Annotated in this window: 11 protein-coding genes; 10 read left to right on the top strand and 1 reads right to left on the bottom strand. The window is 71.1% G+C overall.

Going from position 1 to position 14656, the window contains the following annotated elements:
* Window positions 1-113 precede the first annotated feature (113 nt).
* On the top strand, window positions 114-872 hold the full coding sequence (locus ACZ7JA_RS11395) for a Clp protease N-terminal domain-containing protein (RefSeq protein WP_470807943.1): 759 nt from the start codon (window positions 114-116) through the stop codon (window positions 870-872).
* 163 nt (window positions 873-1035) lie between these two features.
* Window positions 1036-2733: a bifunctional 3'-5' exonuclease/DNA polymerase gene (locus ACZ7JA_RS11390; protein WP_470807942.1), complete on the top strand. Its 1698-nt coding sequence runs from the start codon at window positions 1036-1038 to the stop codon at window positions 2731-2733.
* A gap of 7 nt (window positions 2734-2740) precedes the next feature.
* Here ACZ7JA_RS11390 and ACZ7JA_RS11385 read toward each other — a convergent pair whose 3' ends face one another.
* Window positions 2741-6049 carry an AfsR/SARP family transcriptional regulator gene (locus ACZ7JA_RS11385; RefSeq protein ID WP_470807941.1) on the bottom strand — a complete coding sequence of 1103 codons (3309 nt, stop codon included), beginning with the start codon at window positions 6047-6049 and terminating at the stop codon, window positions 2741-2743.
* Between the two features lie 737 nt (window positions 6050-6786).
* On the opposite strand from ACZ7JA_RS11385, the gene ACZ7JA_RS11380 reads away from it, so the two are divergent.
* The 8 genes from ACZ7JA_RS11380 (at window position 6787) to ACZ7JA_RS11345 (ending at window position 14647) form a co-directional block, all read left to right on the top strand.
* Entirely contained in the window at window positions 6787-7077 is a 291-nt protein-coding gene (locus tag ACZ7JA_RS11380; RefSeq protein WP_470807940.1) for a hypothetical protein, read from the top strand.
* Window positions 7078-7202: 125 nt separating this feature from the next.
* The gene (locus ACZ7JA_RS11375; RefSeq protein ID WP_351667337.1) at window positions 7203-8621 is read left to right on the top strand and encodes a B12-binding domain-containing radical SAM protein; all 1419 of its coding nucleotides are present in this window, start codon (window positions 7203-7205) and stop codon (window positions 8619-8621) included.
* Window positions 8622-8662: 41 nt separating this feature from the next.
* On the top strand, window positions 8663-9463 hold the full coding sequence (locus ACZ7JA_RS11370; protein ID WP_351667338.1) for a GNAT family N-acetyltransferase: 801 nt from the start codon (window positions 8663-8665) through the stop codon (window positions 9461-9463).
* A complete protein-coding gene (locus tag ACZ7JA_RS11365; RefSeq protein ID WP_470807939.1) occupies window positions 9460-10728 on the top strand; it encodes a hypothetical protein in 1269 nt (422 codons plus the stop codon). The genes ACZ7JA_RS11370 and ACZ7JA_RS11365 overlap by 4 nt, the downstream gene beginning before the upstream one ends.
* Complete coding sequence (locus ACZ7JA_RS11360) at window positions 10712-11740, top strand: biotin synthase BioB (RefSeq protein WP_351667340.1); 1029 nt, start codon at window positions 10712-10714, stop codon at window positions 11738-11740. The genes ACZ7JA_RS11365 and ACZ7JA_RS11360 overlap by 17 nt, the downstream gene beginning before the upstream one ends.
* Window positions 11737-13014 carry an MFS transporter gene (locus ACZ7JA_RS11355; protein WP_470807938.1) on the top strand — a complete coding sequence of 426 codons (1278 nt, stop codon included), beginning with the start codon at window positions 11737-11739 and terminating at the stop codon, window positions 13012-13014. The genes ACZ7JA_RS11360 and ACZ7JA_RS11355 overlap by 4 nt, the downstream gene beginning before the upstream one ends.
* Complete coding sequence (locus ACZ7JA_RS11350; protein WP_470807937.1) at window positions 13014-14330, top strand: class I adenylate-forming enzyme family protein; 1317 nt, start codon at window positions 13014-13016, stop codon at window positions 14328-14330. Before ACZ7JA_RS11355 ends, ACZ7JA_RS11350 begins: the two co-directional genes overlap by 1 nt.
* Entirely contained in the window at window positions 14327-14647 is a 321-nt protein-coding gene (locus tag ACZ7JA_RS11345; RefSeq protein WP_470807936.1) for a hypothetical protein, read from the top strand. Before ACZ7JA_RS11350 ends, ACZ7JA_RS11345 begins: the two co-directional genes overlap by 4 nt.
* Window positions 14648-14656: the final 9 nt, after the last annotated feature.

The raw sequence follows: 14656 nt of genomic DNA, 5'->3' as shown, positions 1-14656 counted from the left end.
CGCCGACAGCGTGCGCGAATCCGTCCACACCCTGTGGACAACTTGGAGACTCCCCCTCGGGAAGGTGTCAACTATCGGTTGACACCCCTAGGAGCGCAACCTACGGTTGACACATGGCGACCAATCCGAACATCACGGCATCCGTACGCCTCGACGATCTCATCGCGGCGATCAAGAAGGTTCACCCCGAACCCCTCGACCAGCTCCAGGACGCGGTGATCGCCGCCGATCACCTCGGTGACGTGGCCGACCACCTGATCGGTCACTTCGTCGACCAGGCCCGGCGTTCGGGCGCGTCCTGGACCGACATCGGCAAGAGCATGGGCGTCACCCGGCAGGCGGCGCAGAAGCGGTTCGTGCCCAAGGAGTCGGCCGACCTCGACCTCAGCCAGGGCTTCAGCCGCTACACCCCCCGCGCGCGGAACGTGGTCATGTCCGCGCACAACGAGGCGGTGGCCGCCCACCACTCCGAGGGCCGCCCCGAGCACCTGGTCCTCGGCCTGCTGGCCGAACCGGAGGGCGTGGCCGCGAAGGCGATCACCGCCCAGGGCGTCCCGCTGGACACGGTGCGCCAGGCCGCGGCCGCGGCGCTGCCGCCGGCCGCCGAGAACGCCCCGGACCTCGTGCCCTACGGCCCCGAGGCCAAGAAGGTCCTGGAGCTCACCTTCCGCGAGGCCCTCAGGCTCGGCCACAACTACATCGGCACCGAGCATCTCCTGCTGGCCCTGCTGGAACACGAGAACGGCACGGGCGTCCTCAGCGGCCTCGGCGTCACCAAGGCGGCGACCGAGGAGTTCGTCGGCCGGGTGCTGGCCACGCTGCTGGAGCACAAGAAGGCGGCGGCGGACGCGGAGGAGGCGGCGACGGACTGATCCCGGGCAGCACGCGGCTCCGTCGCACGCCCTGCCCTCGCCCCCCGCCCCTCACGCTCGCCCTAACGCCTCACGAACTCACGCCGCTCGTGGCCCCTGCTCCTGAAACCGCACGAACCGGCAGGTCAAGGCCATTGTCAGTGCCCCCTGACAGACTCCTTCCATGTCCGGCCGGTGGGCTCTCGCGGCGGCCGAGGACGGTGGCGTGGACGTCGCCCCCCTCGGCCCCGACGGGCTGCCCGCCGGGCCGGTGCGGCGGGAGAGCGATCTCGCCGGGGCGGTGCGGAGCCGTCCGGAGGTGACGCGCTGGGTGTGGCGGTCGACCGCCGACGTCTACCCGCGTCTGCTCGCCACGGGGGTGCGAGTGGAGCGGTGCTACGACATCGAGGACGCCGAGACGCTCCTGCTGGGCCACGAGGGCAGATACGGCGAGCCGCGCTCGGCCGCCGCCGCCCTGGCCCGCCTCCGCGGCGGCCCCGTACCGCCCGACCCGCCGCAGCGGCAGGCCGAACCGGGGGCCCAGTCCCCGCTGTTCGAGCCGGCCGGCAACCGCCTGCCCCTCACCGACCTCCTCGCCGTCTACGCCGAGCAGCAGCGGCGGCACGAGCGGACCGCCCACCCCGACCGCATGCGGCTGCTGACCGCCGCCGAGTCGGCGGGGATGCTGGTGGCCGCCGAGATGAACCGCTCCGGCCTGCCCTGGAGCGCCGAGGTCCATCGCGACATGCTGCGCGATCTGCTCGGCGAGCGCTACGCGGGCGGCGGCGAGCCGAGACGCCTGGCCGAACTGGCGGACGAGGTGTCGGCCGCCTTCGGCCGCCGCGTGCGGCCCGACCTGCCCGCCGACGTGGTCAAGGCCTTCGCCGGGGCCGGCATCAAGGTCCGCTCCACCCGCCGCAGGGAGATCGCCTCCGTCGACCACCCGGCGGTGAAGCCGCTGCTGGAGTACAAGAAGCTGTACCGCATCTGGGTGGCGCACGGCTGGTCCTGGCTGCAGGACTGGGTGCGCGACGGCCGCTTCCGGCCCGAGTTCCTGGCCGGCGGCACGGTCACCGGGCGCTGGGTGACCAACGGCGGGGGCGCGCTGCAGATCCCGAAGGTGATCCGGCGGGCCGTGGTCGCCGATCCCGGCTGGCGGCTCGTGGTGGCCGACGCCGACCAGATGGAGCCGCGCGTCCTCGCCGCCATCTCCCGCGATCCGGGCCTGATGGAGGTGGCCGGACGCGAGGACGACCTGTACCAGGCCGTCTCGGACCGCGCCTTCTCCGGCGACCGGAACCAGGCCAAGATCGCCGTGCTCGGCGCGGTCTACGGCCAGACGTCCGGTGACGGCCTGAAGAACCTCGCCGCCCTCAGACGCCGTTTCCCCAGGGCCGTCGCCTACGTCGACGAGGCCGCCCGGGCCGGTGAGGAGGGCCGGCTCGTCCGCACCTGGCTGGGCCGCACCTGCCCGCCCGTGGCCGGCCCGGGCGAGGACGCGGCCGAGGAGGCGGGCATCCCGGTCGGCGACGACGACACCGGGGACCGGGCGGCCGGCCCGGGCTGGGGTCCGGGGCACGCCTCCGGCGACTCCCGTGCGCGCGGCCGCTTCGCCCGGAACTTCGTCGTGCAGGGCAGCGGCGCCGACTGGGCGCTGCTGCTGCTCGCCGGGCTGCGCCGGGCCTGCGCGGACCTGGCGGCCGAGCTGGTCTTCTTCCAGCACGACGAGGTGATCGTGCACTGTCCCGCCGACGAGGCCGGCGCGGTCGTCGAAGCGATCCAGGAGGCCTCGCGCCTCGCGGGACGGCTCACCTTCGGCGAGACACCGGTGCGCTTCCCGTTCACGACCGCGGTCGTGGAGTGCTACGCCGACGCCAAGTGAGGGCCGGTCAGCACACCGGGGTGGCGGCCACCAGCTCGCGCAGCTCCTCCAGGACCGTCTGCTCGTCGGTGCCGTCCAGCGCCGCGAGGGCCGCGTGCCAGACCTCGCGCGCCTGCGCCGGCCGTCCCTGCTCGCGCAGCAGCAGCCCGTGCTGGTGGCGGGCCAGACCGCCCATGTAGCGGTCGGCGCGGGCGTCGGCCCGGCGCAGCAGCTCAGCGCACTCCCGGGCGGCCCGCCCGGTCTCCCCGAGCCGCCGCAGCGCGCGGACCAGACCGAGCCGGGTCTGCGACTCGCCGGGCCAGTCCCCGTGTCCGCCGAGGATGCGCAGGCTCTCCTCGAAGTGCCGTGCGGCCGCCGCCGGTTCGCCGAGGGCGAGGTGGGCGTACCCGATGTTGCAGTGGGCCGAGTGCCGCACGATGACCGCGCCGATCGCGTCCCCGATCGCCAGCGAGCGCCGGTGCCGTTCGATCGCCGCGCGCGGGTCGGTGTGCTCGTAGAGGTTGCCGAGGTGGCTGTGGGTGATGGCCTCTCCGTAGGGGTCGTCGAGCCGGCGGGAGTACGCGAGGCTCTGCCGCAGCGCGTCCTCGGACTCCGCGAACCGGCCGAGCCCTTCCAGCAGCAGCCCGCGGTTGTTCAGGCTGCGCCGGATCCAGGAGACCGGGCCGATCCGGCGCCAGATCGCGAGGGCCTCGTCGGTGAGGGCGAGGGCGTCGTTCTGCCGGCCGGTCAGGAAGTGCAGCCCGGCGAGGTCGCCCAGCGCGTACGCCTCCGCCGGCGCGTCCCCGAGGCCGCGCGCCGCGTCGAGCGCGGCCCGCCCCAGCACCTCCATCTCGGCGACCCGGCCGCGCCGCAGCACATAGGGGAAGAACAGCCGGACCAGCGCGGAGAGGCCTGCGGCCCGGCGGACGTCGGCCGTGCCGGCGTTGCGCTCCACCAGCGCGACGACGTTCTCCAGTTCCATGTCACCCCAGGCGAAGGCCTGGTCGGCGGACTCGAAGGCCGGCAGGGCCGCCACGTCCGCCGCGTGGCCCGGCGGCTGCGTCGGGGTGGGCCGGCGGCGGTCGTCCTGGTCGAGGCCGGGCTCCACGACGGCGGTCAGCACACGTTCGGCGGCCGCCGCGTACCAGTTCAGGGCGGTGAGGTCGGGCTCGGCGCCGGCGGCCGGCCCGCCACTCGCACCGGCCAGTTCGCGGGCGAAGTCGCGGACCAGGTCGTGCGGGGCGTAGCGGCCGTACTCCGTCTCCTCCAGCAGGGCCACGTCGACCAGCCGGTCCAGGGCGGCCTCGGCGCGGCGCCCGTCGGTGCCGGTGAGGCGGGCGACGAGCAGGGCGCCGTAGGTCGGCAGGTCGAGTTCCCCGATGCGGCGCAGCACGAGGGCCGCGTCCCGGTCGGCCTCGCGGTCGGCGGCGGCGAGCGCGTCGTGGGCGACGGCGAGGGACCGGCGGACGCTCAGGTCGTCGTACTCCAGGTGGGACAGCCTGCTGCCCGAGGCGGCGAGCTGACCGGCCAGTACATCCGGGGTGAGGGCGCCGCGGGCGGCCAGCCGGGCGGCGACCACCCGCAGCGCGAGCGGCAGCCTCCCGGTCAGCTCGATCAGGGGGTGCCCCGCGTCGAGTTCCGCGCGCCCGCTCACGGCCCGCAGCAGCGCGGCGCTGTCCTCGCCGGTCAGCGGGCCGAGCGGGAAGCGCCGGGCGCCGTCGAGGGCGGTCAGCGGCGACCGGCTGGTGACGATCACCGCGCAGCCGGGCCCGGCCGGCAGCAGGGGCCGCACCTGGGCGGCGCTCGCCGCGTCGTCCAGCATCAGCAGCACGCGGGCGGGGGCGAGCAGGGAGCGGAACAACGCGGCCGCGGCGTCCGGCTGTTCGGGGATGTTCCGCGACTCGGCACCGAGGTCGCGCAGCAGGGCGGCGAGCGCCTGGGCCGGGGTGAGCGGGGTCATGCCGGGCGTGGCGCCGTGCAGGTTGACGTGGAGCTGACCGTCGGGGAAACGATCCCGCAGCTCGTGGGCCACGTGCAGCGCGAGCGCGCTCTTGCCGACGCCGGCCATGCCGCTGATCACGGCCAGTCTGCTGCCCCGCGCGGCAAGCGCCCGCCGCAGGCCATGGCGCTCGGCCAGCCGGCCGGTGAAGTGGGGCGGCGAGGGCGGGAGCTGCGCCGGGACGGGGCGCTGGGCCGAGGGGTACCCCGGATCCCCGGACGGAGACAGGACCGCACCGCCACCCTCGGCGTCCGGCACGTCGGAGCTGCCGGTGTCGCCCTGACCGACGCGCACCCCCTGCGGGGCAGAGGCACCGAGGGCGAGTACCGGTGTGCCGCGGAGGGCACGGACAGCCGCCTCCTCTCCGGACGGGACGCGAGCGTCACGGCCGCCCGGCCCGCCGTCGACCGGGACGCAGGCGCGCCCGTTCGGAGAGGAGCCTTCCGGTTGGCCCCTCTCACCCCACTTCGGCGCCGGAACCTCCCGAAGGACCTCGATATGGGCCTCGCGGACCGCCGGGCCGGGTTCGACGCCGAGTTCCTCGATCAGGCGGGCGCGCAGGTCGCGGTGGACGGCGAGGGCCTCGGCCTGCCGGCCGGTGCGGTGCAGGGCGAGCATGAGCCGGCGGTGGTAGGCCTCGCGCAGCGGATACTCGGCGACGAGGGCCGTCAGCTCCGGCACGATGTCGGCCAACCGCGCGCCGCCGAGCGCGAGTTCGGCGTCGTAGCGCCACTCCAGCAGCAGCAGCCGGGCCTCCTCCAGGCGCTGCACGAGGGCGTGGCCGCCGAGGTCGGCGGAGAGCCCGCCGAGCGGAGTCCCGCGCCAGAGCGCGAGCGCGGAGGCGGCGGCGCGCAGGACGTCCGGCCAGTCCCCTCGGGCGTGGGCGGCACGCGCCGCGGTGACGCCTGCGTCGAAGACGTGTACGTCCAGCTCGCCCTGGTCGACGCGCAGCAGGTATCCGGGAGCCACGCTTCTGAGCCGCCCGGGATCGTCAAGGAGCCGGCGCAGCCGGGTGACGTGGTTGTGCAGCGAGGCCCGCGCGGAGACGGGGGGCGCCCCGCCCCACAGGGCGTCCTTCAGCGACTCGGTCGAGACCACCCGGCCGGGCTCCAGCAGCAGCGCGGCGAGCAGGGCGCGCATCTTGGGGCTGCCGATGGCACGGGGCCGGGTGTCGGATCCGCCGTCCGGGGCAGTGTCGAGGGAGCCGGGACCACCGTGCGGTTCGCCGTGCGGGCCGGCGGAGGGCTCGTACGAAATCCCGTACGGCTGTCGGTCGTACAGGGCGGGTGGCCCCAGCAGTCCGAACCGCAGCTCGTACCGCCGCTCCACGCTGCCCACTGCCTTCCCGCGGTCCTGCTTCCGGCCGGCCTGTCGGCGGCTTGCGGACGAACCGTTGGCCATATGTTAGCGATCCGTTGGCGAGCCCTGATCTGATCACTCCATCGGATCCGGCCCGACGGCGCGCGCGTCGCACGCGTAACTCGGGGGAGTGTCGCCGCAGGCCTGGTCCGGGGACGCAGAAGGACCCCGGTCGGCAGAGGTGAACGACCGGGGTCCCGTCCCGTCCTCTGCCGCGGTCACACAGACAACTCGACTCCCCGTCTATCAATCAACGGCAAAGATTCCGATTCGATCTGGTTTCGGATTTGGACGTAGAGGTTGATCGAGGGTCATTCATACGTACGCGGTAAACCGGCGGAAAAGGGCGTCCACACAAAGCGCCCCGAGGCTGGAAAGCGATGGGATCACGCCATCAGTTGGCTGCTGCACGCATCCATGGGTCGTCCATAGCGTCCGGTCGTCCTGCTCCCTGCCTGCAACAGCCCGTCACCCGCGACTTCAAACATTGCCGTGTCACTCGGGCCTTTTGAGCCAAACACGTGGGGCGTCGATGACATTCGTCACCCGATCAACAAGGATCTACAGGGTCGCAAGCTGAGCTCGATCACGGGTGGTCAGCCAATGAACGTAAACGGTTCGGCTCGCGGCGTTCGATCACCCGAGGCCGGCTCTCATGCGACTCGCTTTCCGCCGTTGCTGCCTGTCCCCCGGTGCACGGGGGAAGAGGAGGACAAATGTCACAGCAAGTAGTCGAGTACTCCGCCGAGCAGATCTCGGACGCCAACAAGGCGGCCCTCACGATGGAGGCGCTCATCGGGCGCCTCAGCCACGACGAGGACTTCGCGGCGAAACTGGCCAACAACCCCCGCGAAACCCTCGAAGCGTCGAACATGCTGATGGAGAAGGAGGCCGTCCAGGTCCTCATGGCGATCGAGCCGGAGCGTTTCGACAAGCTCTGCGAGACGCTTTTCGACCTCGTCGACTCCGACTTCCTGCACGCGATGTCGTCGCCCTCCTGCGCCTGATCCGAGCCACGACGCGCAGGAGGCAGCACGTCGCATAGCGGCGTCCACTCCCCTGCGCGCCGGGTCAGCAATCCACGGACAGAGGGGACAGGTCGCCTTTCCCGGGGCCTGCCCCCGCTGTTCGCGTGTTCGTCGCAGTGCAGCGCCTTCCAGAGAGGACCGAGATGGCCCGCGTCGCATTGGTCAATCTGGCCAGTCTCCCCATGCCCGGCAACGAACCGATCTTTCCGATCGGTCTGCGGTGCGTCCAGGACGCTCTCGACCTGTCAGGCCACCAGACCCGCCTGATCGATTTCGTCGAGGATCCCGGAGCCGTGGACGACCTGGCCTGGGCCACCGAATCCTGGGACGTCATCGGATTCACCATTCGCAACATCGACCCGATCGACATCTCCTGCGACGGCCATGTCGAGCACTACATCCGATTCGTCGACAGAGTGCGCGCGGCTCTGGAAGAGGCCGGCGGCCGTCGCCCCCTCCTGGTCGGCGGGGGCCCGGGATACACCCTGTTCGCCGATCAGCTACGGGCCCTGCTCGGCTTCGACGTAGGTGTCATCGGTCCCGGCGAACAGGCCATGCTCGACATCCTGGCCGCACCCGAGGATCACCGCGGGCTGGGCAAGAACATCACCGGCCGCCGCTACGAGGGCTTCCTGACAGAGGTGCTGCGGCACCCGAAGTCGCTCATGGAGGTCTACACCAGGTTCGAGGGCGCGATGATCGGGGTGGAGACGCGCCGGAAGACCTGTTATCAGGGGTGCGTCTACTGCCCGTACGCGTATCTCAACGGCGACAACAGTGGTGACCTGAAGCCCCTGGACCTCATCGCGTCGGAACTACGGGCGATACACGCCGCGGGAATTCGCCGAGTCTTCTTCACCGATGGCATCTTCAACAGTGAACTCCGCTATGCCAAGGAAGTCGTCAAGCTCATCGCGGAGCTGGCTCTGCCCGGCCTGACCTGGTCGGCGTATTTCACTCCGAAGCCCTTCGACGACGAATTTGCCGAACTCCTCGCGGGGAGCGGGGTCGAATTCGTGGTGATCTCCCCCGACAGTCTCGACAACCGGGTGATGAAGCTCCTCGGGAAGACGTTCGACACGCGGCATGTGGACCGCTGTCTCGAACGGTGCAGGAAACACGGGATACCCGCCCGAGTGAATGTCGTCTTCGGCGGGCCCGGAGACAACGAGGAGAGCGTGCGCAACAGTATCCAGTACATCAATTCCATGCTGGAGGACGGCGAACTGGTCATGCATGTCGGCTACCGCGTCCTGCCCCAGACCGGCATGGCCAGGCAGCTTGGAATGGCCGACGAGGATTTGCTCGCTCCGACGTTCTACCCGTTCCACTCCGACACTTTCTCGTGGATCATCCGAGATCTCGAGAAACGTTTCATGCCTTCCAGCGTCCTTTTCAACTTCATGGCGGCGCGGAGCTCAAGCAAGCGCATGGCCAAGGTGCCGCTCCCGGCGGACTCGCGAGAGCCCGCGCCCACGGAATTCCCGTACCTGGCACTGAGTCGAGAGCTGCCGCTCGCATGACTGCGCCCGAGGGCACGCGGCGGCCCACGACGACCGGCCGGGTGCGCCGGCTGACGCCGGAGGACGTCGACGGCGTGCTGCGGATCGTAGAGCTCGAAGAGCTGGACGCTCCGACCCTGACAAGGGAACTCATGAGTGGCGACGACTACCTCTGGCTGGGGCTCGATTCGCCGGACGGTGGCCTGGGAGCCGTTCACCGCAGCATGAAGTGGGGGAACCGCCTCCTACTCAAGGGCGTGTTCGTGAGCGGGCCCCTGCGCGGGAGCGGCGCCGCGCTGCAGCTGGCGTTCGCGCTGCGCGACGCCGCTCGGGACGACGGGTACGCCGGACTGGCCGCTTGGGTCGAACCGCACAAGCCCGAGGCCGCGCTGGCCCGCATGCTGCGGCTGCGATCGACCGGTCCGCTGGTGCACCGGTTCGAGGTACGGGTACCGGACGACGCGCCGTACGGCGAAGCCTCCGTCACCGGCTGCGGTCGGCTCACAGTGGACCTGCCGGAGCAGTCGGCGTGGGATCCGCTGGTGGCCGATCTGCTCACCGATGACTCCCCCGACGCCGTGCACTGGGTTCACGACCGTCACCGCCTGGTACTGAGCGGTTTTCCGGCGCACTCGGTCTCGGACGTCGGCCTCGTGCTCTCGGCAGCCGCTCCCGTGGCCCGGTCCAAGGGCGCGCGTTACCTGGAGTTCCCGGTCCCCGCCGCGGATCTGTCGGCAGCGTTCTTCCTGGCCTCGGTGAAGGCGCGCCGCCTCAGCCGGACGCCCGTCCGGCTCGGGCGCCTGGATTTCGCGGCCGCTCACCAGAACGCGGTCCGCGACGGGAAGAGGCCGGTCCGCGCATGATGCCGAGTGAAGCACGGGCCCTGTCCCTGCACCCCGACTTGGAGAAGGCACACGCCGAACTCAGCCGTCACGGCGTCGACGCGGCGCAGTTGCGCAAGCTGCTCGGCCACTGCGACGGTCGGCAATGGCGTGAATGGTCGGGCACGGTGGAGTTGTCGGACGAGCACGGCCGACGCACCGACATGGCGGTGCACGTACCGCCATACCGGTCGGGTCGGCGGCTCGGAGCTCTGATCGTCCTGCACGGGGCGGGCGGCAGCGGGGAGCAGGTGCTGCCCTACTTCACCGCCCTCGGGGACAGGCTGTCGATGGCTGTCCTCGCCCCGACGGCGCAGCAGCCCGCGGAGACGTCGAACAACCTCGACCTGGCCGGCATCTTCGGCAGCCGGTTCAGCATGCCCCGCTGGGACCTGGCCGGCCGCGACTTCCCGCTCGCCGCCCTCCGTTGGGCCCGGACCGCGCTGGACGCCGACCCGGACCGCTGTGTCCTCACCGGCGTCTCCATGGGCGGACTGGCCACCTGGAACCTCGGCATGCGGTTCTGGCCCTCCTTCGCCGCCGCCGTCCCGCTCAACGGAGCCCTCTCCATCTGGGAGTCGTTCGGGCCGGACGCACGGACGAGGGCTCTGCTGCCCAACACTCTTCCGCTACCGCTCTTCGTCGTGCACGGCGGCCAGGACACCCGTATTCCGGCGGAGTTCGACCGTGAGTCCGTCCGCATCCTGCAGGATCTCGGACATCGAGACGTGCGGTACGTCGAGGTCCCGGACGGGGCGCACGGCCTGGACACACTCCGACTCACGCCGGACACTCCGCTGTTCAGCAGGATCGAGCAGTGGCTGGGCCGGGCGCGGCGCGGGTCCCAGCCTCTTGAGATCCGCCACCGGGCCGACGAGGACGCCCATGGCCGGGCCCACTGGGTGGCCCTCGGCGGCATCGGGCCGCAACGGCAGGGCGACATCCACGCCCGGTGGACCGTCCCGGACCGGATCGAGATAGCGGCGAGCGGCGCTCAGCGAGTCACGCTCCATCTGTGCGGCGACCGGATCTCTCCCGGTCGCACGATCACCGTGACCGTCAACGGCCAGGTGTCGACCATCGTCTTCGAACCGGACCTGGCGACCGTCCACCGCACCTTCCGGGAGACCGCGGACTCCGGACTCGCCGCCGAACAGGTGGTCCACCTCGACGTGCCGCAACTCCCCGTCAACGAGCCGTCCGAACTGAACGATCGAACGAGGTATCGCGATGCTGACTCGAAGTGAAATACGGTCGTACCTCACTGCTACGGGTCCGGCTCAGGAGGAGCTCTTCGCCGAGGCCCGGCGGCTCAGAGAGGAGTACTACGGGCCGACCGTGATCCTGCGCGGCGTCATCGAGATCACCAATGTGTGCCGGGTGAACTGCGACTACTGTCCGATGCGCAGGGACAACACGCCGGAGAACGACCGCTACTTCATGAGCAGCGACGACATCGTGAAGCGCGCCCGCGACATCCGGGACGCCGGGATCGACATCGTCCTCCTCCAGGGCGGCGAGACGCCTCGCAACCTGGCCACCATGGAGGACGCCATCCCGCGCATCCGCGAGCTGTTCGACGGCCGGGTCGAGATCCTCCTGAATCTCGGCAACCTGCGCCGGAGCCAGTACGAGCGCCTGCGCGACCTGGGGGCCACGAGCTACATCCTCAAGCACGAGACGAGCGACCCCGACCTGCACCAGGCGATCCGCCACGAGTCACTGGACGAGCGCCTGCGCTGCTTCAGGGATCTGATGGACCTCGGCTTCCGGGTGGGGACCGGCCTGATCTCCAGTCTGCCGGGGCAGACCTTGGAGAGCATCGTCGACGACGTCGAGTTGGCCGAGTCGCTCGGGGCGCACATGTGCAGTGTGGCTCCCTTCGTACCGGCGCCCAACACGCCCCTCCAGCTGGAGCCCGCCGGCTCCAACGAGCTCGCGCTCAACACGATCGCCGTCCTGCGACTCCACCGGCCCCAGATGCTGATCCCGTCCGTGAGCGCTCTGGAGAAGACTTCCGCCGGCGGGCAGTCCAGGGGCCTGGAAGCCGGCGCCAACGTCATGACGGTGAACTTCACCGGCGACAGTAACCAGCATCGCTACCTGATCTACGGCAAGGACCGCTACGTGGTGAGGAAACGACACGTCGAGGATCTGACCAGTGCCTCGGGCCTGCGCCTGCGCGGCTCGGTCTTCCTGGACCCCGACGCGAGCACCGACGTCCCCGTGGGAGCGGGCGGCCGAAAGCGAGTGTCGTGAGCACCTACTCCGTGGCATCCACGAACTTCAGACGCTTCTGGGCCGGTCAGACGCTCTCGCAGTTCGGCACCCGGATCGGCACCCTCGGCCTGTCCGTGACCGCCGTCGAACTCCTCGACGCCAACACCCGGCAGGTCGGAGTACTCGCGGCGGCGTCCACGGTCTGCTACCTCCTCATCGGCCTTCCCGCGGGTGCATGGGTGGACCGGATGCTCAAGCGCAAGACGATGATGTGGGCCGCGCTCACACGCTGCGTCACCATCCTCGCGGTCCCGCTGCTCTGGCTGACGGGTCACCTGCAGATAGAGGTGCTCTACGTCGTCGCCGTCCTCGTGGGCGTGGTGAGCGTCTTCTTCGACGTCGCCTACCAGTCGTACGTGCCGGTCCTGGTACCCGAGGAGGACATCGGCGCCGCCAACGCACGACTCGAGGCGACGGCCCAGGTGTCGACCCTCGGTGGGCCGGCCCTGGCCGGCCTGCTCATGCGGGTCGTCAGCGCGCCCGTCGTCATGCTCGTGGACGCCTTCACCTATCTCGTCAGCTTCCTCTCCCTGAGCGTGACCAAAGACGCCGAGCAGCGGCCGGCGCCGGCCGCCGGGTCCGAGCGCCGCCTGCTGACCGACGTCGGGGAGGGCCTGCGGTTCGTCCGGGACCAGCCCGTCATCCGGCGGCTGGCGGTCTCCATGGGGGTGTCGAACTTCTTCGCCACCGTGGTCTCCACGCTTGTACCCGTCCTCGTCATGCGCACCATCGGCTTCGACTCGTTCATGCTGGGACTCGTCATGACCTGCGGTGCCGCGGGCGGCGTGCTGGGGGCGCTGCTCGCCCCCAAGGCCCGGCAACGCTTCAGCGCCGGGGCGGTGATGTCCTGTGGTCTGCTCACGGCGGCGTTCTTCACGGTCGCCAACCCCGTGGCGGCCGTCGTCGCCCCGCACGGCAAGATCCTCGCGGGAGCGGTCCTGCTGCTCGGCGAGTTCGGCATGACCGTCGGCGCGCTGCTCTTCAACGTGACCCAGGTCAGCCTCCGGCAGACGCTCTGCCCCAAGAATCTCCTGGGCCGTATGAACGCCTCGATCCGCTTCGTCGTCTGGGGCAGCATGCCGCTGGCGGCGCTGGTGGCGGGCTGGCTCGGCTCGGCGATCGGTGTCACCGCGACGCTGTGGGTCGGCGTGGTCGGCAGCGTGGCGACGGTCCTGCCCATCCTCACCATCGACCGGGTGATGACCTCCGGCCTCGGCCTGGCGGAGGCGCGGAAGCCGAAGGCGGTACGGTGATGTCGCAGGGGCGTCAGGATCTGGTGACGCGCGTTCTGGCGCACGGAGCCCATGTCGACGGCGAACGCATCAACGCCGGCGGGTCCACCTTCCACCTGCTCTGCGACCGCTTGGAGCAGGCCGGCGTGCAGCCCGGCAACATCGTGGTGCTGAGGCACTTGCAGGGCCGCGATCTGGTGATGGCCGCCATGGCGGCCTGGCAGCTGGACGCGGTGCCCCTGCCCTTACCGTTCCAGGAATCCCTTCAGGGCGGCGAGGCCGTCCAGACCTGTCTCGACGCCTGCCAGATCACGGAGACCCTGTCCGTGCTCCCCGCCGCCCCGGAGCACAGGGCCATCCGGCTGGACACCACAGCGGTGCTCCACCTGAGTTCGGGCAGCACCGGCCATCCCAAGATCGCCCGCCGCGGTGTGGCCAGCGTGCTGCAGGACGCGGAGGGCTACCGGGCGGGTCTGGGACTGGTCCCCGGCGACCGTGTGGCGATCCCGGTGCCGCTCGGGCACTCCTTCGGCTGGGGCGTCACCATGAGCGCGCTCCTCAGCGGATGCGACGTCGACGTGACGCCCTTCGTCCGGGCGAGCACCCTGGCTGGAAAGGCCGACTCCGGAACCGTGACGGTGCTGGCCGTCACCCCGCCTCTGGCCCGCTTGCTGGCCGAGACCCGACAGCACGGCGAGTCCGGCCCGCGTGCCGCGATGGCGGGCGCCGGCCCGGTGCCGGACGACCTCGACGAGGCGTTCAGGAAGCGGTTCGGCGTACCGCTGCTGCGCGGATACGGCTCCACCGAGACCGGGGGCACCTTCTTCGGAGACCGGGGAATGGGCCGCCCGGTACCGGGAGTCGACATCGTCGCGCCGCCACCGGGCGAGCGCGGAGAGCTGATCCTGCGGTCGTCCGCACCGGTGGAGGGTTACTTCGGCGACGAACGCGCCCCTCTGACGCAATGGGCCACCGGCGACGTCGTCCGGCACGACGCCGACGGCTGCGTGCACTTCGAGGAGCGGGCCCGCGGACCGCTGCGGCTGAACGGCAGGTTCATCCGTGCCGACGTGACGGAGCACATCCTGCGCTCAGTGCCGGGAGTGACGGACGTGTGCCTGCTGGTCCTGCCCCGCGGCGACAGCCCCGAGACCGAGGACTTCCACGCCGTGGTGGAGGGGGACGCGTCCGCAGAGGATCTGCTCGCGTCCCTGGCCCGCTCCCCGGCCGACGTACCGGTGCCGCGGGTGGTCGTCTGTGAGCGGTTCCCGCTGACCACGTTGGGCAAGTGGGACCGGGGCGCGTTGATCGAGACGATACGGAAGGCGGGCGGATGACGGACGCGGCGCAGCTGCGAGCTTGTGAACTGCTGGTCGCGAGGCTGGTCGTGGAGGTCATGGCCGATCGGGGGATCGCTGCCCCGGAGGCGGAGGAGTTGGCCGAAGACGCCGAACTGCGAACGCGTGACCTCTCGCTGCTCGGCCTGGGCTCTCTCGACTGGATCGCCCTCGCGACCCGGCTTGAGGACATGATCTGCGCGGAGCTCCCCGACCAGGTGCTGCTCGCTCCTGAGCGGCGGTGCGTTGCGGGCTGGGGAGAAGCGGTCCTGGCGGCCCGGACGGCTCGGTACGGGGCTCAGTACCAGACCCATTGATCGCGGAGG

This window comes from Streptomyces sp. NPDC038135 (genome assembly GCF_055601245.1).
Note: the sequence above shows the minus strand (reverse complement) of the source record. Positions and strands in the feature narration are given on the sequence as shown.

What these genes read in the sequence shown, in the direction of transcription:
- ACZ7JA_RS11360 (WP_351667340.1), top strand. Translation starts at nt 10,712, where the DNA reads ATGCTGACTCGAAGTGAAATACGGTCGTACCTCACTGCTACGGGTCCG.
- ACZ7JA_RS11380 (WP_470807940.1), top strand. Translation starts at nt 6,787, where the DNA reads ATGTCACAGCAAGTAGTCGAGTACTCCGCCGAGCAGATCTCGGACGCC.
- ACZ7JA_RS11365 (WP_470807939.1), top strand. Translation starts at nt 9,460, where the DNA reads ATGATGCCGAGTGAAGCACGGGCCCTGTCCCTGCACCCCGACTTGGAG.
- ACZ7JA_RS11345 (WP_470807936.1), top strand. Translation starts at nt 14,327, where the DNA reads ATGACGGACGCGGCGCAGCTGCGAGCTTGTGAACTGCTGGTCGCGAGG.
- ACZ7JA_RS11395 (WP_470807943.1), top strand. Translation starts at nt 114, where the DNA reads ATGGCGACCAATCCGAACATCACGGCATCCGTACGCCTCGACGATCTC.
- ACZ7JA_RS11390 (WP_470807942.1), top strand. Translation starts at nt 1,036, where the DNA reads ATGTCCGGCCGGTGGGCTCTCGCGGCGGCCGAGGACGGTGGCGTGGAC.
- ACZ7JA_RS11350 (WP_470807937.1), top strand. Translation starts at nt 13,014, where the DNA reads ATGTCGCAGGGGCGTCAGGATCTGGTGACGCGCGTTCTGGCGCACGGA.